The following is an 18,669-nucleotide window of genomic DNA, read 5'->3' as shown; positions in this document are numbered from 1 at the left end:
TGACGAACGCCATTCGTACTTACGAACACTGTTCGTGTCAAGTACAGTGTTCGTCATGAACGTTCCAGCCCCGCCGTGGCGGCGCTCCGGGCGCGCGGTGAAGCCGCCGCTGTCCGCGGAGCTGATCGTGCGCACCGCACTCGACCTGCTCGACGCCGAGGGCATCGACGCGGTGAGCATGCGGCGGGTGGCCCAGGCGCTGGACACCGGCGCGGCCTCGCTCTACGCCCACGTGTCCAACAAGGACGAACTGCACGAGCTGATGTTCGACCAGGTGCTGAGCGAGGTCGAACTGCCGGAGCCGGATCCCGCGCGGTGGGCCGAGCAACTCCGGGAAGTACTGCAGGGGCAGCTTTCCGCGATGCTGGCGCACCCCGGCATCGCCAAGGTCGCCTGGGCGACCCAGGTGCCGGTCGGCCCCAACGCCTTGCAGCACGGGGAAACCGTGCTCGCCCTGCTGCGTGCCGGCGGACTGTCCGAACGGGACGCCGCCTACGCCTCCGACGCGCTCACCTTGTACACCAAGGCTTTCGCCTACGAGGGCAGCGGCTGGGCCTCGGGCGAGTTCGACCAGGAGGAAGCCGCCGCCCGCGGGCGGCAGATGCACGAGTACCTCAGCTCGATGCCCGGCCGGTTCCCGAACATGCTCACCCTCGGGCCGTACTTCTCGGCGGAGACCTCGGCCGAGCGCTTCCGGTTCGGACTCGACATGCTGCTCGGCGGCCTTCGGCGCGGTTGACGCCGTCCCTCAGCAGCACCTATAGTCAACGGACTTGTTGATAAAGCGCTAGGTTGCCTTTGATGACGGTCGATGACGAGTGGCTGGACCGGGCGTTCGCCGCCCTCGGCGATCCCGTGCGCCGCGCGATGATCGCGCGGCTCTCACGCGGGGAAGCCACGGTGAACGAGCTGGCGGAGCCGTTCGCCATCACCAAGCAGGCCGTCTCGCGGCACATCCAGGTGCTGGAGACGGCGGGCCTGATCACCCGCACCCGGGACGGCCAGCGCCGCCCGTGCCACCTCGCGCCCGCCGCGCTCGAAGCGCTGACCGGGTGGATCGACACGTACCGGCTGGCCGCGGAAAGCCGCTACCGCAAGCTGGACGCCCTGCTCAACTCGCTCAAACCGGCAGCCGACGGCGATCCCGGTTCCGCGTAGAAGAGCACGAGGCGCTGCCCGTCGCTGTCCGGCAGGGGCAGGAGTTCGTCGGTCAGGGTGAGCGGGCCGACGGCGTGGCGGTACACGCGGGTGTGGTGGGCACAGCCGCGCACCGGGTGCGCGGCCCACAGCTCGTCGAATTCGGGGCTCGCGCGCCGCAGTTCCTCGATCAGCGCGGTCAGCACGGCGTCACCCGGCCGCCGGCCGGCGATGTGGCGCAGATCGGCGACGGTGTCGCGCGCCTTGTCCCCCGCTTCCCCGAACAACTCGCGCACCTGCGCGTCCAGGAAGAACAGCCGCGCCCAGTTCGGCCGGGACTCGAAATCGAGGTGCGGCGCCAGCAGGGCGTGGCCGAGGCGGTTCCACGCCAGCACGTCGGTGTGCCTGCCGAGGACCAGCGCCGGCACCGCCACCGCGTCCAGCAGGAGCCGGTGCCTCGGCAGCAACCGCTCCGGACCGGCGTCGACCGCCTTCGCGTTCGCCAGCGCGTGCAGGTGGGCGCGTTCGTCCTCGTCGAGGCGCAGCGCCTTCGCGAGCGCGTCGAGCACCGCTTCCGACACGTTCCCGCGCTGCCCCTGTTCGAGCCGCGTGTAGTAACCGGGACTGACCCCGGCCAACCGCGCCAGCTCCTCCCGCCGCAACCCCGGCACGCGCCGGAACTCGCCGTAGTCGGACAGGCCGACGTCGGCGGGCCGCAGCCGGCCGCGGCGGGCGCGGAGGAATTCACCGAGCATGCCCCCAGGATGCCTGCACCTGGCAGGGGCAGGCACGATCCCGTGCCGCCGCGCAGGATCGGAAGGGTGAACGTAGTAGTGATCGGAGCGACCGGAACCATCGGCACCGCGGTGACCGCGGCCCTGCGCGAGCGGGGGCACCACGTGGTGCCCGTGTCGCGGACCAGCGAGATCCAGCTCGACATCGCCCATCCCGACCGTCTCTTCTCGACGGTCCCGAACCTCGACGCGGTGGTCTGCTGCGCCGCGAGCGGCGCACTGGTGCCCATCGACGCGGGCACCGACGAGGAGTTCCTCACCGGCCTGGAAACCAAGCTGCTCGGCCAGGTGCGCCTGCTGCGGCGGGCCGTCGAGCACCTTCCCGACGGCGGTTCGATCACCCTGACCGCGGGCACCTTCGCGGCGCCGACGCCGGGCAGCGCGTTCGGCGCGCTCACCAACCAGGGCCTGGAGGCCTTCGTCCGGGTCGCCGCCGCCGAACTCCCGCGAGGCCTGCGAGCCAACGTGATCAGCCCGGGCTGGGTCGGTGACGACGCCACCCCGGCCGACGTCGTCGCCGCGGCCTACGTCCGTGCCGTCGAAGACCCCACGCTCAACGGCCAGACCCTCGGACGCCCGACGTGACGAACTGCGGAGCGGCCAGCAGGAACCGGCCTCGCTCGACCCGCTGCCGCTGCTCCGCGAGCCAGCTCTCCGCCCTCGACGGGCTGACCGCACCCGTTCCCACGGCCACCGAGGCCGCCGACTCCAGCATCGGCAGGCCCGAAGCGCCGGTCAGCACCGCGGTGTGCACCTCGACCGCCACGTCGGTGAAACCGCCGTCCAGCAACAGGTTCCGGAACCGCAGCGCACACCGGGGCGAGGGCATCGAGGCGACCTGGGCGGCCAGCACGGCCCGCTCGGTCTCCTCGTCGGTGCTGTCGAGGCCGAGCATCGTCCAGTCCGGTCCAATGAGGACGATCCGGCCGCCCGGCGCCAGTACCCGGGCGGCCTCGGCCAGCGCGGCCGCCGGATCGGCGACCGCGTGGTAGACGCGTTCCGCGCGGTAACCGGCGAAATGCCCGTCCGGAAAGGGGATCGACTCCGCGCTGCCGGTGGTGAAATCCCCGGCGGGGTGCCGTTCCTTGGCCACCACCAGCACTTCGGGGTTGACGTCCACTCCGGACACCAGCGCCCCGGCCGCGGTCAGTTCACCCACCGAGGTCCCGGTTCCACACCCCACATCCACCACCCGCTGGCCCGGTGCGATCCGCAGCAGTTCGTGCGAGCGGTGCCGGGCGGCCGCGGCCGCGGGCTCGCGTTCGAAACCATCCATCATGGCGACAAAGCGTTCGATCATCGGAAGTCCTCCGGTCGGGGTTGCCGTGCTCCCCCAGCCTGTGACTTCATGTCGACATGAAGTCAAGCGAGTACACCGTCGGCGAGCTGGCCGGCCGGTTCGGGCTGCTGACGAACGTGCTCCGGCACTGGGAGACCGAAGGCTTGCTCACGCCGGTGCGCACCGCGGGCGGGCAGCGCCGGTACCGGCGGGCCGACGTGGTCAAGGTGGTGCTCATCCTCCAGGGCAAGGAACTCGGCTTCAGCCTCGCCGAAATCCGGCGCGTGCTCACCACCGACGACCCGGCCGACCGGCGCGCGGCCCTGCGCGAACACCACGCCGCCCTGACCAGGCGGATCGAAGAGGCCGAAGCCGCCCGCGCCGCGTTGACCCACGCGATCGCCTGCACCAGCGAGGACTTCCTCGACTGCGGTCACTTCCGCAAGCAGCTCGCCGAGCGCATGCCGCCCGGTTGAGCGGATTGCTCCGAATGCGAGGAATCACCGCGCCGCGGTCCGGGTATCCGACGCGGTATCGGGGGATCGAAAGGAGGACTGCTGTGTTAGCCATCGTTGCCGCGGTCATCTTCGGCCTGGCGCTGATCCTCGACCTGACCGACGCCTCGATCGGGGAGGTCATCAACGGCGGGACCCTGCTCACCGCTGGCCTGCTGTGCATGGCACTGCACCTGGCCGGGGTCGGCGCGAACGTCCGCACCGGCGGCTGGCGGCGCAGCCGCCGCTGAGGTGTCCACCACGGGAGTACCCCGGCTGTCCACTCCGGCCGGACGCGCGCACCACCGCTGAACCGGCACCGTTTCGCCCTGAACGGAAAGGGGCGAAACGGTGCTGGAAAAAGCGGAACAGGCACGCGGGATCTTCGCGCTGCCCGCCGGGCGGACGGCCAAGCGGGTGGTCATCGGGTTGTGGTTGCTGCTGCTCGCGCTCGCCGTACCGGTGGGGCTGAACATCGGCTCGGTGCAGAGCGACGACGCCCGCGACCGGCTGCCCGCCGACGCGGAATCCACCAGGGTCACCGAACTCGTGGAGCGGATCCCCGGCGGCGAGGGCGATCAGGTGCTCGTCGTGCAGCAGCGCGACGGCGGCATCACCGAAGCGGACCGCACGTGGGCGACCGGGCGCCGCGACGCGCTCGGCGCGAGCGGCATGCCGCCGGTCACCTCCGACGACGGCCGGACGTTGCTGTACCAGGTCGAGCGCGAGAACCCCGGCGAGGACGAGGAACGCACGGCCGCCTTCGTCGAGGAGGTCCGCCTCGCCGTGGCGCAACCGCCGCCGGGGCTCACCGTGCAGGTGACCGGTCCCAGCGCGATCGGCGCCGACATCGACGCGGTGTTCGAGGGCATCGACGAAACACTGATGATGGTGACCACCGCGGTGGTGGCGCTGCTGTTGATCATCACCTACCGCAGCCCGTTCCTGTGGCTGCTGCCGCTCGCCGCGGTCGGCGGGTCGGCGGTGGTCGCCATGGCGGCGCTGTACGGGATCGCGTCGGCCGCCGGGATCACCGTTTCCACGCAGAGCTTCTCGATCATGATCGTGCTCGTTTTCGGCGCGGGCACCGACTACGCGATGCTGCTGGTCGCCCGGTACCGGGAGGAACTCCGCCGCGTGCACGACGTGCACCAGGCGATGGGCGCCGCGCTGCGGGGAGCCGGCCCGGCGGTGCTCGCGTCGGCGGGCACGGTCACGCTCGGCCTGCTCTGCCTGCTCGCCGCGCGGATGAACGACCTGTCCGGGCTCGGCCTGGCCGGTGCCGTCGGCATCGCCTGCACGCTGCTCACCATGCTCACCTTGTTCCCGGCGTTGCTGGTGCTCACCGGCAGGCGGGTGTTCTGGCCGAAGGTGCCGCGCTACGGCGCTCCGGCCACGGCGAACCGCGGGATCTGGGCCGGGGTCGCCCAGCACGCCGTCGGCAAACCGGTGCGCACCGCCGCGGCGGGCGCCGCCGTGCTCGGCGTGTTCGCCCTCGGCCTCACCCAGCTCGGCGGCGACCTCGGCGAGACCGGCCAGTTCACCGACACCCCGGAGTCGGTCGCCGGGTACGCCACGCTCGGGCAGGCGTTCCCCGAGCAGAGCGGCCGCCCGCTCACCGTGGTCACCGACAGCTCCCGAGCCGCCGACGTGACCGCGCGGGCCACGGCCGTGCCCGGGGTCGCCGACGCCGAACCGGCTCAGCAGGGCGACGGGCTGACCGTGATCGAGGTCCACCCGGCCGCCACGCCGGACAGCCAGGAGGAGTTCGACACGGTGAGCAGGCTGCGCGCGGCCGTCGGGCCGGACGCGCTCGTCGGCGGTCCGGCGGCGGAGGAACTGGACACGCGCGAGGCCACCACGTCGGACAACTGGCGCGTGCTGCCGTTGGTGCTCGCCGTGGTCCTGCTCGTGCTGGTCCTGCTGTTGCGCAAGGTGCTGGCCTCGCTCGTGGTGGTGGGCACGGTGCTGCTCTGCTTCGCCGCCGCGCTCGGCATCGGCGCGGTCGCCTTCGACCTGCTCTTCGGCTTCGCCGGAACGGCGGCGAACCTGCCCGCCTTGTGCTTCGTCTTCGGCGTCGCGCTGGGGGTGGACTATTCGATCTTCCTGGTGGCGCGCATCCGCGACGACGCGCCGCGGCTGGGCACGAAGGAGGCCACGCGCCGGGCGGTGACCTCGACCGGTGGGGTGATCGCGTCGGCGGGCCTGGTGCTCGCGGCCACCTTCGCGGTGCTGGCCTCGCTGCCGTTCGTGCCGATGGTCGAACTGGGCTTCGCGGTCGCCGCCGGGGTGCTGCTGCAGACGCTGGTGGTGCAACCGCTGCTGGTCGCGCCCCTGCTGGTGGCGCTGCCGGGGAAGATGGAGCGGTGACGAGGGAACCCGGGCGCCGCGTCGGTCTCGCCGACGCGGCGCTGACCGCCGCCTTGACCGCGGTCACCGTGCTGACCGCGTGGTTGCTGCCCGCGCACTGGTTCGAAGGGCGCGCGCTCAACCTCCTCGGCGCGGCACTCCTCGTGGCACAGGCGCTGCCGGTGCTCGTCCGCCGCCGCTGGCCGCTGCCCGCGTTGCTGGTGGGCTGCGCCGCGGCGGTGCCGTACCACGCGGTGGACTACCCGCACGAGGTCGCGCTGCCGCCGATCATGGTGCTGCTCTACACCGCGGTGGTCACCGGCACACGGAAGCGCACGATCGCCACCCTGCTGCCGATCTTCCTGGCCATCGCGCTGACCATCGGGCTGACCCAGGACGGCCCGCCGGGGGTGGAGATCGCCGCGCCGCTGGGCTGGCTGACCGTGGCGACGGTGTTCGGCGAGGCCGTCCGGCAACACCGCCAGTACATCGACGGCCTCCACGAGCGTGCCGCGCGCGGGGTGGCCGAGGAGCGGCTGCGGATCGCCCGCGACCTGCACGACGTGCTGGCGCACAACATCGTGGTGATCAACGCGCACGCCGGCGTGGCCGCGCACCTGCTCGACGAGGACCGCGAGAACCCGGCGCTGGCGCGGATCGCCGACCCGCTGCGGACCGTCGCCGAGGCCAGCAGCAAGGCGCTCGCGGAACTCCGCACCACGCTGGACGTGTTGCGCGGCAACGAAACCGACTCCGACCGCCAGCCGACGCCCGGTCTCGACCGGCTGCCGGAACTCGCCGACGCGACCCGGTCCGCCGGGGTCGCGGTCACCGTCGAGGAGCACGGCGAGCGCCGGGAACTGGGCCAGGCGGTGGAAATCACCCTGTACCGGATCACCCAGGAGGCGCTGACGAACGTGGTCAAGCACGCCGGGGCCACGCGGGCGACGGTCCGGCTCGACTACCAGGACGAGCGCGTGCGGCTGGAGATCACCGACGACGGCCGCGGCGGGAACGGCCGCCGGTCCGCCGGGTACGGCATCATCGGCATGACCGAACGCGCCACCGTGCTCGGCGGACGGCTCACCGCCGGTACCGGCGGCCACGGCGGCTTCACCGTCACCGCCGACCTGCCCGCGAAGGAGCGCCCGTGATCCGGGTCCTGCTGGCCGACGACCAGGCGCTGGTCCGCAGCGCGTTCGCCCTGCTGATCTCGTCGGCCGGGGACATGGACGTGGTGGGCGAGGCGGCCGACGGCGCGCAGGCGGTGGCGATGGCCCGGGCCGAGCGCGCCGACGTGGTGGTGATGGACATCCGCATGCCCGGCACCGACGGCATCGCGGCCACCGCGCGGATCGCCGAGGACCCCGACCTGGCCGGGGTGCGGGTGCTGATCCTGACCACCTTCGAGTCGGACGACAACGTGCTCGGCGCGCTGCGGGCCGGGGCCAGCGGGTTCCTGGTCAAGGACGCCAAACCGGCCGCGCTGCTGGACGCCATCCGGACCGTCGCCGACGGGGACGCGCTGCTGTCACCGGGTGCGACGCGGGCGCTGATCACCCGGGTGCTGGCCCACCCGGACCCGCCGGGCGACGTGCTGGCGGTGCTCACCGCGCGGGAGCGGCAGGTGCTGACGCTGATCGGGCGGGGGCTGAGCAACGCGGAACTGGCCGAGGAGCTGGTGATCAGCCCGCTGACCGCGAAGACCTACGTCAGCCGCCTGCTCACCAAGCTCGACGCGCGGGACCGGGCGCAGCTGGTGATCGCCGCCTACGAATCCGGCCTCATCCACCCACGCCGCTGACGCGATGCTGTGAATGTGGCTTTCACTGCGGATTCCGCAGTGAAAGCCACAGTGATGATGGTGTGTATGGACGGGGGCTGCCCCGGGGCTTGGCCCGGAAAGCCACTGACGCCCTGGCCGGGGTTGTCTTGCGAATGATCTGCCGGTTCCGGGGTGGTCTCCGTTCGTGCACGTCACCAGGCCAGGGGATGTGACTTGATAGGAGCCTGTGCCACCAGGACACCCATCACTGTGCTGTCCACCCCTGCTGGCCCGGTACGTGCCCTCCCTGACCACTGAACACCACGGGACGGCAGAGACCAGGATGACTGATCAGCACACCGGCGTCGACACTGCCCAGCACACCGCGGTGATCGCCGGGGTCGATACCCATAAAGACACCCACACCGCCGCCGCGCTCGATCCTGTCGGCCGGGTACTGGGCACGCACACCTTCCCGGCCACCACCGCCGGCTACACCGCGCTGGGCACCTGGCTGGCCGGGTTCGGCACGGTGTCCGCGGCCGGGGTGGAGGGCACCGGTTCCTACGGCGCGGGCCTGGCCCGCTACCTGGCCGGCGAGGGTGTCACGGTGGTGGAGGTCAACCAGCCCGACCGGCATGCCCGCCGCCGCAAGGGAAAGACCGACACCCAGGACGCGATCAACACCGCCCGCGCCGTCCTGGCCGGCCACGCTGAGGCCACCCCCAAAGCCGGCACCGGGCCCGCCGCCGCGATCACCGCCCTGCGCACCGCGCTGACCAGCGCGGTCAAATCCCGCACCGCCGCGCTCAACCAACTCCACGCCCTGATCGTCACCGCCCCCGCCCCGCTACGCGAATCCTTGTCCGGCCTGACCGGCACAGCCCTGACCAGGGCCTGCGCCCGGCTGCGCCCCGGCACCGACCTCACCAGCCCCGTCAACGCCACGAAAACCGCGCTCCGCCGCCTCGCCCGGCGCATCACCGACCTCACCACCGAGATCACCGACGCCAAAACCGACCTGAACACCCTGACCCGCCAGGTCCTGCCCGCCACCACCGCCGTGTTCGGCGTCGGCCCCGACACCGCCGCCCAGCTCCTGGCCACCGCCGGAGACAACCCCGACCGCATCACCACCGAAGCCCAGTTCGCCCACCTCTGCGGCACCGCCCCGATCGACGCCAGCAGCGGCCGCAACAACCGCCACCGCCTCAACCGCGGCGGCGACCGCCACGCCAACGCCGCCCTCCACCGAATAGTGATCGTCCGCCTGCGCCACTGCCCCCGCACCCGCGCCTACCTCGAACGACGCACCCGCGAAGGCCTCCCCAAACGACACATCATCCGCTGCCTCAAACGCTACGTCGCACGCGAAATCCACCGAACCATCACCACAGACATAGCCAACCTCACAACAACCCCTTGACCTCAATAGGAGCATCATTCACAGCACTCCGCCGCGTCCCTAGGGCACCAGGCGGCGCACGACGCCGTCGGCGAGCAGGCGGCCCTTGTCCGTCAGCACCGCCCGCCCCGCGTCCAAAGCGGACTCGACCAGCAGCCCCTCCCGAGCCGCCGCCCTGGCTTCGGACGCGCCCGCGCCGTCCAGGGCGTCCAGCGGCAGCCCCTCGGCGAGGCGCAGTTCCAGCATCACCCGTTCGACGTGCCGTTCGGACGGGGTGAGCACCTCCTGCCCACCCGCCGGTACGTGCCCCGCGGCCAGCAGGTCCGCGTACTTCGCCGGGTGCTTCACGTTCCACCAGCGCACCCCGCCGACGTGGCTGTGCGCCCCCGGCCCGGCGCCCCACCAGTCACCACCGCGCCAGTAGCCCAGGTTGTGGTGGCAGCGCGCGGCGTCCGACGACGCCCAGTTCGACACCTCGTACCAGCGCAGCCCTGCCGTGCCGAGCACCTCGTCGATCAGCTCGTAGTAGGCCGCGAGCACGTCGTCGTCCGGCATCGGCAGCTCGCCGCGGCGCACCCGCCTGGCCAGCGCGGTGCCCTCCTCGACGATCAGCGCGTACGCCGAGACGTGGTCCACCCCGGCCGTGAGCACCGCGTCCAGCGACGCGCGCAGGTCCTCGACCCGCTCCCCCGGCGTGCCGTAGATCAGGTCGAGGTTGACGTGCTCGAACCCGGCCGAGCGGGCCTCGATCGCGGCCAGGATCGGCCGCCCCGGCGTGTGCACCCGGTCCAGCACCTTCAGCACGTGCTGCGCGGCGGACTGCATGCCCAGCGACACGCGGTTGTAACCGGCGTCACGGATGTCGGCGAAGAACGCGGGCGAGGTCGACTCCGGGTTGGACTCGGTGGTCACCTCGGCGCCCTTGGCCAGGCCGAACGACGAGCGCACGGCGTCCAGCACGGCGGCGAGGCCGTCCCCGCCGAGCAGCGAGGGCGTGCCACCGCCGACGAACACCGTGTCCACCGCGGGGGCCCGGCCCAGCATCGCCGCGGCCAGGTCCAGTTCGCGGCGCAGCCCGTCCAGCCAGCTGGTGGGAGAGGAGGACGTGCCGAGCTCGCCGGCGGTATAAGTGTTGAAGTCGCAGTAGCCGCAGCGCGTGGCGCAGAACGGCACGTGCACGTAGACCCCGAACGGCCGGGTGCCCAGGCCCGCCAGCGCGGATTCGGGGAGGGCCAGCTCGACGGGCGGCGTGGGATCGGTGAGCAGTTGCACGCCTCCACTATCCCAAATCCGCCGCCGTGACCAGGGCCGGTGACCTCGCTCCCACCATTCGGGCAACGCTCGACCACATTGTGGACGCGTGGCACCCTGGGACCGTGACTTACGCCGGTGTCCTCCTCGTGGCCCGCCGCCACGTCGACCTCCGGCGTGTCGCCAGCGCCCTCTGCCGTGCGTAATCCCGCTCCGCCCGCCTGACCAAGCCATGTCGGCGCCGAGCCAAGCCGCGATCGCTCCCACCACGGCCAGACCAGGGCGTTCACGGTGCGCAGGCGCCAGAACCACTCCGGAGGACCGATGGCCTCGCCTGCTCGCCCGAGCACGTCCCGCCCCGCACGCGCCAAGCAGCGGCGCGGGGAGGGGCAGTGGGCGCTCGGCTACCGCGAACCGCTCAACCCGAACGAGCGCTCCAAGAAGGACGACAACCCGCTCAACGTCCGGGCCAGGATCGAGAACCTCTACGCGCACGGCGGCTTCGACTCGATCGACCCCGCCGACCTGCGCGGCCGGTTCCGCTGGTTCGGCCTCTACACCCAGCGCAAGCCGGGCATCGACGGCGGCCGCACGGCCACCCTGGAGCCCGAGGAGCTGGACGACCGCTACTTCATGCTGCGGGTCCGCCTCGACGGCGGCGCGCTGACGCTGGCCCAGCTGCGCGTGCTCGGCGAGATCTCGCAGCGCTACGCGCGCGACACCGCCGACATCACCGACCGGCAGAACATCCAGTACCACTGGATCCAGGTCGAGGACATGCCGGCGATCTGGCGGAAGCTGGAAGACGCCGGGATGACCACGATGGAGGCCTGCGGCGACAGCCCGCGCGTCATCCTCGGCTCCCCGGTGGCCGGCATCGCCGCCGAGGAGGTCATCGACGGCACGCCCGCGATCGACGAGATCAAGCGCCGGTTCATCGGTGACCCGCGTTACTCGAACCTGCCGCGCAAGTTCAAGACCGCGATCTCCGGCCAGGCCGACGTGGCGCACGAGATCCACGACGTGGCCTTCGTCGGGGTGCACCACCCCGAGCACGGCCCCGGCTTCGACCTGTGGGTCGGCGGCGGGCTGTCCACCAACCCGATGATCGGCCAGCGCCTGGGCGCCTGGGTGCCGCTCGACGAGGTGCCCGAGGTCTGGGAGGGCGTGATCAGCGTCTTCCGCGACTACGGCTACCGCCGCCTGCGCTCGCGGGCGCGGATCAAGTTCCTGGTCAAGGACTGGGGCGCGGAGAAGTTCCGCCAGGTGCTGCAGGACGAGTACCTCAAGCGCGAGCTGGTCGACGGCCCGGCGCCCGAGGTGCCCGACCGCCCGATCGACCACGTCGGCGTGCACCGGCAGGTCGACGGCAAGCGCTACGTCGGTTTCGCGCCGATCGCCGGCCGCGTCTCCGGCACCACGCTGCTGGCCGCCGCGGACGCGGTGGAGCGGGCCGGTTCCGACCGCGTCCGGCTCACCCCGCAGCAGAAGCTCGTGGTGCTCGACGTGCCCGAGGAGAAGGTCACCGAGCTCCAGGTCTCGCTGTCGAAGCTGGGCCTGGACAGCGAGCCGTCGCCGTGGCGGCGCGGCGTGATGGCCTGCACCGGGCTGGAGTTCTGCAAGCTGGCCATCGTCGAGACCAAGGCCCGCGCGCACGACCTGGTCGGCGACCTGGAGAAGCGGCTGTCCGACATCGGCCTGGACGAGGCGCTGAGCGTGCACCTCAACGGCTGCCCGAACTCGTGCGCCCGCATCCAGACCGCCGACATCGGGCTCAAGGGCCAGATCGTCACCGACAACGACGGCAACCAGGTCGAAGGCTTCCAGGTGCACCTCGGCGGCGGGCTCGGCCTGGACGCCGGATTCGGCCGGAAACTGCGCGGGCACAAGGTGACCAGCACCGAGCTGACCGATTACGTGGAACGCGTCGTGCGCAATTTCGCGGAAAAGCGCGAAACGGGCGAGCGGTTCGCGCAGTGGGTGGCCCGCGCCGAGGAAAGCGATCTGCAGTGACCGAGCGCGCGACACCGTTCCACTGCCCCTACTGCGGTGACGAAGATCTCCGGCCGGAAGAGAACGGGGCCTGGCTCTGTTCGAGTTGCCGACGGGTCTTCTCGGTGAAGTTCCTCGGATTGTCCCTTCCGGAGGTGGCGAAGAAATGACCGCGACAGCCGATTACCGCACCCTCGCCGAACGGGCTTCGGCCGAACTGGCCGAGGCCACCGCCGAAGAAGCGCTGGACTGGACCGTGCGCACCTTCGGCGACGACTTCATCGTGGCGTCCAACATGCAGGACGCCGTGCTGATCGAACTGGCCACCCAGGCCAAGTCCGATGTGGACATTCTCTTCCTGCAGACCGGTTACCACTTCGCCGAGACCATCGGCACCAGGGACGCGGTCGAGGCGGTCTACCCGCACGTGCGGGTGGTCAACGCGCAGGCCGAGCAGAGCGTGGCCGAGCAGGACGCCGAGTACGGCCCCCGGCTGCACGAGCGCGACCCCGGCCAGTGCTGCCACCTGCGCAAGGTGGTCCCGCTGCGCACCACGCTGGCGAAGTACTCGGCGTGGGTCACCGGCGTGCGCCGCGTCGACGCGCCGACCCGGGCGAACACCCCGATCGTCGGCTGGGACGAGCGCAACGGGCTGGTCAAGGTCAACCCGCTCGCGGCGTGGACCGACGACGAGTTCAACGACTACATCCGCGACCACGGCATCCTGCAGAACCCGTTGGTGGAGGCGGGTTACCCGTCGATCGGCTGCGCGCCCTGCACGGCGAAGGTGGCGCCCGGCGCCGACCCCCGCAGCGGCCGCTGGGCGGGCCAGGCCAAGACCGAGTGCGGCTTGCACGGCTGAAAGGGACCAAGGTGACGACGCTCGAGCCCGCTACCGACGCGGCACAGGACAACCTGGCCGCGCTGGAATCCGAAGCCATCCACATCTTCCGCGAGGTCGCCGGTGAGTTCGACCGGCCGGTGATCCTGTTCTCCGGTGGCAAGGACTCCACCCTGCTGCTGCACCTGGCGATCAAGGCGTTCTGGCCGGCGCCGGTGCCCTTCCCGTTGCTGCACGTGGACACCGGGCACAACTTCGACGAGGTGATCGCCTTCCGCGACGAGGTGGTCCGGCGGCACGGCCTGCGGCTGATCGTGGCGAACGTGCAGGACTGGATCGACGACGGCAGGCTGGCCGAGCGCCCGGACGGCACCCGGAACCCGCTGCAGACCCAGCCGCTGCTGGACACCATCGCCGAGCACAAGTTCGACGCGGTCTTCGGCGGCGGGCGGCGCGACGAGGAACGCGCCCGCGCCAAGGAACGGATCTTCAGCCTCCGCAACGCCTTCGGCCAGTGGGAGCCGCGACGGCAGCGCCCCGAGCTGTGGAACCTCTACAACGGCAGGCACCGCCCCGGTGAGCAGGTGCGCGTCTTCCCGCTGTCCAACTGGACCGAGGCGGACGTGTGGCACTACATCAACCGCGAGGGCGTCGAACTGCCGTCGATCTACTTCACGCACCAGCGCAAGGTCTACGAGCGCGACGGCATGCTGCTCACCGAGGGCCCGTGGGGTGGCCCGCGCGCCGGTGAGGACGTGCGTGAGCTGAGCGTGCGCTACCGGACCGTCGGCGACGGCTCGTGCACCGGCGCGATCGAGTCCACCGCGTCCACTGTGGACGAGGTGATCGCCGAGGTGCTGGCCAGCAGGCTGACCGAGCGCGGCGCCACCAGGGCCGACGACCGGCTGTCCGAGGCGGCGATGGAAGACCGCAAGCGAGAGGGTTACTTCTGATGTCGAGTCTGCTGAGGCTGGCCACCGCGGGCAGCGTGGACGACGGGAAGTCCACGCTGGTCGGGCGCCTGCTCTACGACACCAAGTCGGTGCTGGCCGACCAGCTCGACGCGGTGACCAGGGCCAGCGTCGACCGCGGACTGTCCACTCCGGACCTTTCGCTGCTGGTGGACGGGCTGCGCTCCGAGCGCGAGCAGGGCATCACCATCGACGTGGCCTACCGCTACTTCGCCACCCCGCGGCGCAGCTTCGTGCTCGCCGACACCCCGGGCCACGTGCAGTACACCCGGAACACGGTGACCGGCGCGTCCACCGCGCAGCTGGCCGTGCTGCTGGTCGACGCCCGCAACGGCGTGGTCGAGCAGACCCGCCGCCACGCCGCGGTGCTGGCCCTGCTCGGCGTGCCGCGCCTGGTGCTCGCGGTGAACAAGATCGACCTGGTGGACTACGACGAGGCCACCTTCGCGGTGATCGCCAACGAGTTCGCCGCGCACGCCACCTCGCTCGGGTACGCCGAGGGCGACGTGCTCTCCATCCCGGTTTCGGCGCTGCGGGGCGACAACGTGGCGGTCAAGTCCGAGCGCACCCCCTGGTACGCCGGGCCGACACTGCTCGAGCACCTGGAAGAGGTGCCGGTGGCGCCGGACCCGCACGACGCGGCGTTCCGCTTCCCGGTGCAGTACGTGATCCGGCCGCGCACCCCGGAGCACCCCGACTACCGGGGTTACGCCGGGCAGATCGCGGCGGGCAGCGTGCGCCCGGGTGACGAGATCGTGGTGCTGCCGCACGGGTTGCGCAGCCGCGTCGCGGCCATCGACACCGCGGACGGCCAGCTGGCGGAGGCGGGCGCGGGCACCTCGGTGACCCTGCTGCTGGAGGACGATCTGGACATCTCCCGGGGTGACCTGATCGCCATCGCGGACCGGCCGCCGCGGGTGACCGACGAGCTGACCGCGGCGCTGTGCTGGCTGTCGAACAAGCCGCTGTCGCCGGGCGCGCGGGTGCTGGTCAAGCACGGCGCGCGGACCGTGCAGGCGCTGGTCGACGAGATCGGCTCGCGCTTCGACGAGCAGACGCTGACCACTGTGGACAGTCCGGACTCGTTGTCGCTCAACGACATCGGCACGGTTTCCCTGCGCCTGGCGGAGGACCTGCCGGTGGACGACTACGCCGAGAGCCCGCGCACCGGTGCGTTCCTGGTGATCGACCCCAAGGACGGCGACACGCTCGCCGCCGGGCTGATCGGCGAGCGGTTCGCGTGAGGCCGCTGGTCGTCGTCGCGCACGGCAGCCGGGACCCGCGGTCCGCGGCCACCGTGCGCGCCCTCGTCGAGCGCGTGCGTGCGCTGGCCCCGGAGCTGACCGTGCGGGTCGCCTTCCTGGACCTGTCCGACCCGCCGGTGCCCGAGGTGCTGCTCCGGCTGCACCACGAGGGACACCGCGAGGTCGTGGTCGCGCCGCTGTTGCTGGGCAGCGCGTACCACGCGCGGGTCGACCTGCCCGCGCTCGTCCACGAGGTGACCAGCCGGATGCCGCGGCTGGACGTGCGGATCGCGGACGTGCTCGGGGTGGCTCCCGCACTGGAAGCCGTCGCGCTGGACCGGCTGCGCGAAACCGGCGCCGACCTGGCCGACCCGGAGCTGGGCGTCGTGCTGGCGGCCGTCGGTTCCTCGAACGCGGCCGCGAACGCCGCGGTCACCGCGCTGGCCGAGCGCTGGCACCAGCGGCACGGGCTGCTGGTCGCCCCGGCCTTCGCCAGCGCCACCAAGCCGGACGTGCCCGCCGCGATGGCGAAGCTGCGCGCGCACGGGGCGCGACGGCTCGCCGTGGCGTCGTGGTTCCTCGCACCGGGCCTGCTGCCGGACCGGATCGCCGGTCTCGCCGGCCCGGACGTGCCGATGGCCGCCCCGCTGGGCACCGACCGGCGGGTGGCCGAGCTGGTGCTCGCCCGGTACGCGGAAACGCGGTCTTCGCAGGTCATCCCGGCCTGATCGGCCGAGTTCGCTGCTCTTTACGGCTGGTTCCGTTCCCAGTTCCGGTCACCACCCGCTTATGGGAACGGTGGCTTCTTGACGCGCTATTTAACTTGCCGGTAACTATCTAAACGCTGCGCAGCTCCTCCCCGATCCCACACACCCCCAGAGGTGGAGACGATGAAGTCTGCCCTGCGCAAAACCCTGGCCACCGCCGCGCTGTCCGTCGTGCCGTTGTGCGCGATGGCCACCCCGGCCTCGGCGGCCTCCCACGACGTGGTCCTCGACTGCCAGGCCAACGCCCCGATCGTCGGGCCGCAGCAGGCCACGCTGAACCAGACCGCGGACGTGACCGCGCCGGCCACGGTGGCCCCCGGCGGCGCGCTGACCGTGGTGGTCGACCCGGCGCCGAACGAGGTGCCCGCCGACGTCAGCGGCTACAAGATCAAGCACATCAAGAACTTCGCGCTGGAGATCCCGATCCCGGCGAACTCCACCTTCGTGAACGCGACGCTGTCCGGTGGTTCCGGGCTCGGCTCGACCCCGCCCAAGATCGAGGTGGCGAACGGGGTGGGCACGCTCAGCTTCCCCGGCCCGCTCGCCGGTGGCGCGACGTTCGAACTGCCCACGATCACGGTGAACCTGACCGCCGGGCAGTCCGGCACGATCGAGACCAAGCTCGGCGGCACCAGCTACGCCGACCCGGGCCTGACCTTCGACACGGTGGTCACGCAGCTCTTCGACATCACCGCGCCGACGGCCTGCTTCCCGAACCCGAGCCCGGTGTTCACCACCACGACCATCGGCTGAGCCCGGTGCACGCGGCTGCCGGGATCTTCCGGCAGCCGTGTGCGAAGGTGGGGCCATGGCTGAAGAACTGGTGCACTACGCGGTGGCGGGCGGGACCGCGACGATCACCCTGGACTCCCCGCACAACCGCAACGCGCTGTCCGCGCAGCTGCGCTCGGAGCTGAGCGCGGGGCTGAGCAGGGCGCGCGAGGACGACGCGGTGCGCGTGATCGTGCTCGACCACACCGGGCCGGTGTTCTGCGCGGGGATGGACCTCAAGGAGGCCAAGGGCGCCGGGGCGGGCGACCAGGGCGTCAACGAGTTCCCGCGGATCCTCGAACAGCTGTGGACCAGCCCCAAGCCGGTGGTCGCCAAGCTGGCCGGTCCGGCCAGGGCGGGCGGGATCGGCATGGTGGCCGCGGCGGACATCGCGGTGGCGGTCAAGGAAGCGACCTTCGCCTTCAGCGAGGTGCGCATCGGCGTGGTGCCCGCGGTGATCTCGCTCACCGTGCTGCCGCGGCTGAACGCGCGGGCCGCGCACGAGCTGTTCCTCACCGGCGACAAGTTCGACGCCGAGCGGGCGGTTTCCATCGGCCTGCTGAACTCCGCTGTGGACGCGTCCGATTTGGACGCCGAGGTTTCGCGGTACGTCAAGGCTTTGGCCATGGGCGGCCCGCGGGCGCTGGCGGCCACCAAGGAACTGCTCAGCCGCCCGCGCCCGGCCACCCCGGCCGACGGGTTCGCCGAGATGACGGAGCTGTCGACGGGCTTCTTCGCCAGCGAAGAGGGCCAGGAGGGCATCACCGCGTTCGCCCAGAAGCGGCCGCCGTCCTGGGTTCCGGGGTCCTGAGGTCCCTGTACCGGTTCAGGACTCCGGCAGCTGCAGCGTCAGGTGCCGCGAGTCCGACCGGGCCCCGTTCGGGGCCAGTGCCCGCTGCGCGTCCGAGAGCACGCTCCGGATGGCCAGGTAGGCCTTCGGGTCCGCGGTCTTGAACGCCTCCGAACCCGCCCAGATCAGCACGTGCTCACCGGCGGGCAGCCAGGACAGGTCGGTCAGGCAGTCGTAGAGCGCGTCGAGGTTCCGGCCGAACCAGTCGGGGAACTCCAGCGCGGCGGCGATCGCGTCCATCGCCGCGTCCTTGGTCACCGGCGCGGGGCCGGGCAGTACATGGGCGTAGGCACCACGGGCGCGGGCGCGCTCCGCCAGTGCTCGCGCATCCGGTTGTTCCACGGCGCTCACCTGCTCGGGTCCACGATGACGAACGAAGCGTAATGGTCCCCGGTGTAGTACAGCTCGTGCGCCGCGCCGGTGACCAGCCGCCGCGCCCCGCGGTCCCCGCTCCCCGGCGTTTTCACCGTGTACTCCCGGTAGTAACCGGAGTCACGCGCGGGCAGCCGTTTCTCGCGGTTCTGGAATTCGACCCCGTCGTTGCGGGGGTACGGGAACGGGCCGTTCGAGCCGATCAGCTTCCACGTCTCGCCCGCTTCGGGCGGCAGCGCGGAAAGCGACTCCACCCGCAGGCCGGACTCGCTGCCCGGCACCGGGCCCGGGTCGTCCGCGACGAGGTCCTGGACCAGCCAGCCGCCGACCACCAGCACGATCAGGCCGATCAACGCGGCGGTGATCCGCCTCCGGTTGAACATGCCC

General features: G+C 71.7%; 23 protein-coding genes. 18 read left to right on the top strand and 5 right to left on the bottom strand.

What is annotated here, in order from left to right:
• The first annotated feature begins 55 nt into the window (after positions 1–55).
• Positions 56–739 (top strand): TetR/AcrR family transcriptional regulator, encoded by a 684-nt coding sequence (locus JYK18_RS21900; RefSeq protein WP_206803798.1) that lies wholly within the window; start codon positions 56–58, stop codon positions 737–739.
• A gap of 62 nt (positions 740–801) precedes the next feature.
• Positions 802–1,158 (top strand): helix-turn-helix transcriptional regulator, encoded by a 357-nt coding sequence (locus JYK18_RS21895; RefSeq protein WP_206803797.1) that lies wholly within the window; start codon positions 802–804, stop codon positions 1,156–1,158.
• On the opposite strand, the gene JYK18_RS21890 is transcribed toward JYK18_RS21895, so the two are convergent.
• Positions 1,089–1,892: a helix-turn-helix transcriptional regulator gene (locus JYK18_RS21890; RefSeq protein WP_206803796.1), complete on the bottom strand. Its 804-nt coding sequence runs from the start codon at positions 1,890–1,892 to the stop codon at positions 1,089–1,091. The genes JYK18_RS21895 and JYK18_RS21890 overlap by 70 nt on opposite strands.
• Before the next feature lie 66 nt (positions 1,893–1,958).
• Between JYK18_RS21890 and JYK18_RS21885 the strand changes: the two genes are divergently transcribed.
• Complete coding sequence (locus tag JYK18_RS21885) at positions 1,959–2,516, top strand: SDR family oxidoreductase (protein ID WP_206803795.1); 558 nt, start codon at positions 1,959–1,961, stop codon at positions 2,514–2,516.
• Here the strand turns inward: JYK18_RS21885 and JYK18_RS21880 are convergent.
• Positions 2,485–3,231, bottom strand: a complete 747-nt coding sequence (locus tag JYK18_RS21880) for a methyltransferase domain-containing protein (RefSeq protein ID WP_206803794.1) — start codon at positions 3,229–3,231, stop codon at positions 2,485–2,487. The genes JYK18_RS21885 and JYK18_RS21880 overlap by 32 nt on opposite strands.
• 56 nt (positions 3,232–3,287) lie before the next feature.
• Between JYK18_RS21880 and JYK18_RS21875 the strand changes: the two genes are divergently transcribed.
• The 6 genes from JYK18_RS21875 to JYK18_RS21850 all read left to right on the top strand — a co-directional run bounded on the left by JYK18_RS21875 (position 3,288) and on the right by JYK18_RS21850 (position 9,244).
• Positions 3,288–3,686 (top strand): MerR family transcriptional regulator, encoded by a 399-nt coding sequence (locus JYK18_RS21875; RefSeq protein ID WP_206803793.1) that lies wholly within the window; start codon positions 3,288–3,290, stop codon positions 3,684–3,686.
• Between the two features lie 83 nt (positions 3,687–3,769).
• Positions 3,770–3,955, top strand: a complete 186-nt coding sequence (locus JYK18_RS21870) for a hypothetical protein (RefSeq protein ID WP_206803792.1) — start codon at positions 3,770–3,772, stop codon at positions 3,953–3,955.
• Between the two features lie 100 nt (positions 3,956–4,055).
• On the top strand, positions 4,056–6,074 hold the full coding sequence (locus JYK18_RS21865) for an MMPL family transporter (protein ID WP_206803791.1): 2,019 nt from the start codon (positions 4,056–4,058) through the stop codon (positions 6,072–6,074).
• Positions 6,071–7,207, top strand: a complete 1,137-nt coding sequence (locus tag JYK18_RS21860) for a sensor histidine kinase (protein WP_206803790.1) — start codon at positions 6,071–6,073, stop codon at positions 7,205–7,207. Before JYK18_RS21865 ends, JYK18_RS21860 begins: the two co-directional genes overlap by 4 nt.
• Positions 7,204–7,857 (top strand): response regulator transcription factor, encoded by a 654-nt coding sequence (locus JYK18_RS21855; protein ID WP_206803789.1) that lies wholly within the window; start codon positions 7,204–7,206, stop codon positions 7,855–7,857. Before JYK18_RS21860 ends, JYK18_RS21855 begins: the two co-directional genes overlap by 4 nt.
• Positions 7,858–8,161: 304 nt before the next feature.
• On the top strand, positions 8,162–9,244 hold the full coding sequence (locus JYK18_RS21850; protein WP_206803788.1) for an IS110 family transposase: 1,083 nt from the start codon (positions 8,162–8,164) through the stop codon (positions 9,242–9,244).
• Between the two features lie 39 nt (positions 9,245–9,283).
• On the opposite strand, the gene hemW is transcribed toward JYK18_RS21850, so the two are convergent.
• Positions 9,284–10,495, bottom strand: a complete 1,212-nt coding sequence (gene hemW / locus JYK18_RS21845) for a radical SAM family heme chaperone HemW (RefSeq protein WP_206803787.1) — start codon at positions 10,493–10,495, stop codon at positions 9,284–9,286.
• A 26-nt stretch (positions 10,496–10,521) separates the two neighbouring features.
• Here hemW and JYK18_RS48305 point away from each other — a divergent pair, with 26 nt between their 5' ends.
• The 9 genes from JYK18_RS48305 (at position 10,522) to JYK18_RS21810 (ending at position 17,871) form a co-directional block, all read left to right on the top strand.
• The gene (locus tag JYK18_RS48305; RefSeq protein WP_374195039.1) at positions 10,522–10,680 is read left to right on the top strand and encodes a putative leader peptide; all 159 of its coding nucleotides are present in this window, start codon (positions 10,522–10,524) and stop codon (positions 10,678–10,680) included.
• 118 nt (positions 10,681–10,798) lie between these two features.
• Entirely contained in the window at positions 10,799–12,487 is a 1,689-nt protein-coding gene (locus tag JYK18_RS21840; RefSeq protein WP_206803786.1) for a nitrite/sulfite reductase, read from the top strand.
• Complete coding sequence (locus tag JYK18_RS46805) at positions 12,484–12,636, top strand: Insertion element protein (protein WP_307795985.1); 153 nt, start codon at positions 12,484–12,486, stop codon at positions 12,634–12,636. The genes JYK18_RS21840 and JYK18_RS46805 overlap by 4 nt, the downstream gene beginning before the upstream one ends.
• The gene (locus JYK18_RS21835) at positions 12,633–13,328 is read left to right on the top strand and encodes a phosphoadenylyl-sulfate reductase (protein WP_206803785.1); all 696 of its coding nucleotides are present in this window, start codon (positions 12,633–12,635) and stop codon (positions 13,326–13,328) included. Before JYK18_RS46805 ends, JYK18_RS21835 begins: the two co-directional genes overlap by 4 nt.
• 11 nt (positions 13,329–13,339) lie before the next feature.
• Positions 13,340–14,260 (top strand): sulfate adenylyltransferase subunit CysD, encoded by a 921-nt coding sequence (gene cysD / locus JYK18_RS21830; RefSeq protein WP_206803784.1) that lies wholly within the window; start codon positions 13,340–13,342, stop codon positions 14,258–14,260.
• Positions 14,260–15,522, top strand: a complete 1,263-nt coding sequence (locus JYK18_RS21825; protein WP_206803783.1) for a sulfate adenylyltransferase subunit 1 — start codon at positions 14,260–14,262, stop codon at positions 15,520–15,522. The genes cysD and JYK18_RS21825 overlap by 1 nt, the downstream gene beginning before the upstream one ends.
• A complete protein-coding gene (locus tag JYK18_RS21820) occupies positions 15,519–16,250 on the top strand; it encodes a sirohydrochlorin chelatase (RefSeq protein WP_206803782.1) in 732 nt (243 codons plus the stop codon). Before JYK18_RS21825 ends, JYK18_RS21820 begins: the two co-directional genes overlap by 4 nt.
• A gap of 162 nt (positions 16,251–16,412) precedes the next feature.
• The gene (locus JYK18_RS21815) at positions 16,413–17,042 is read left to right on the top strand and encodes a cyclase (RefSeq protein WP_206803781.1); all 630 of its coding nucleotides are present in this window, start codon (positions 16,413–16,415) and stop codon (positions 17,040–17,042) included.
• 55 nt (positions 17,043–17,097) lie between these two features.
• Complete coding sequence (locus tag JYK18_RS21810; protein WP_206803780.1) at positions 17,098–17,871, top strand: enoyl-CoA hydratase family protein; 774 nt, start codon at positions 17,098–17,100, stop codon at positions 17,869–17,871.
• Between the two features lie 15 nt (positions 17,872–17,886).
• Here JYK18_RS21810 and JYK18_RS21805 read toward each other — a convergent pair whose 3' ends face one another.
• Together JYK18_RS21805 and JYK18_RS21800 are read right to left on the bottom strand one after the other, a co-directional pair.
• Positions 17,887–18,261 (bottom strand): barstar family protein, encoded by a 375-nt coding sequence (locus JYK18_RS21805; protein WP_206803779.1) that lies wholly within the window; start codon positions 18,259–18,261, stop codon positions 17,887–17,889.
• The gene (locus tag JYK18_RS21800; protein WP_206803778.1) at positions 18,258–18,665 is read right to left on the bottom strand and encodes a ribonuclease domain-containing protein; all 408 of its coding nucleotides are present in this window, start codon (positions 18,663–18,665) and stop codon (positions 18,258–18,260) included. Before JYK18_RS21800 ends, JYK18_RS21805 begins: the two co-directional genes overlap by 4 nt.
• Positions 18,666–18,669: the final 4 nt, after the last annotated feature.

Origin of the sequence: Amycolatopsis sp. 195334CR, assembly GCF_017309385.1 — a bacterium.
GTDB lineage: Bacteria > Actinomycetota > Actinomycetes > Mycobacteriales > Pseudonocardiaceae > Amycolatopsis.
This window is presented reverse-complemented; position numbering and strand designations above follow the sequence as displayed.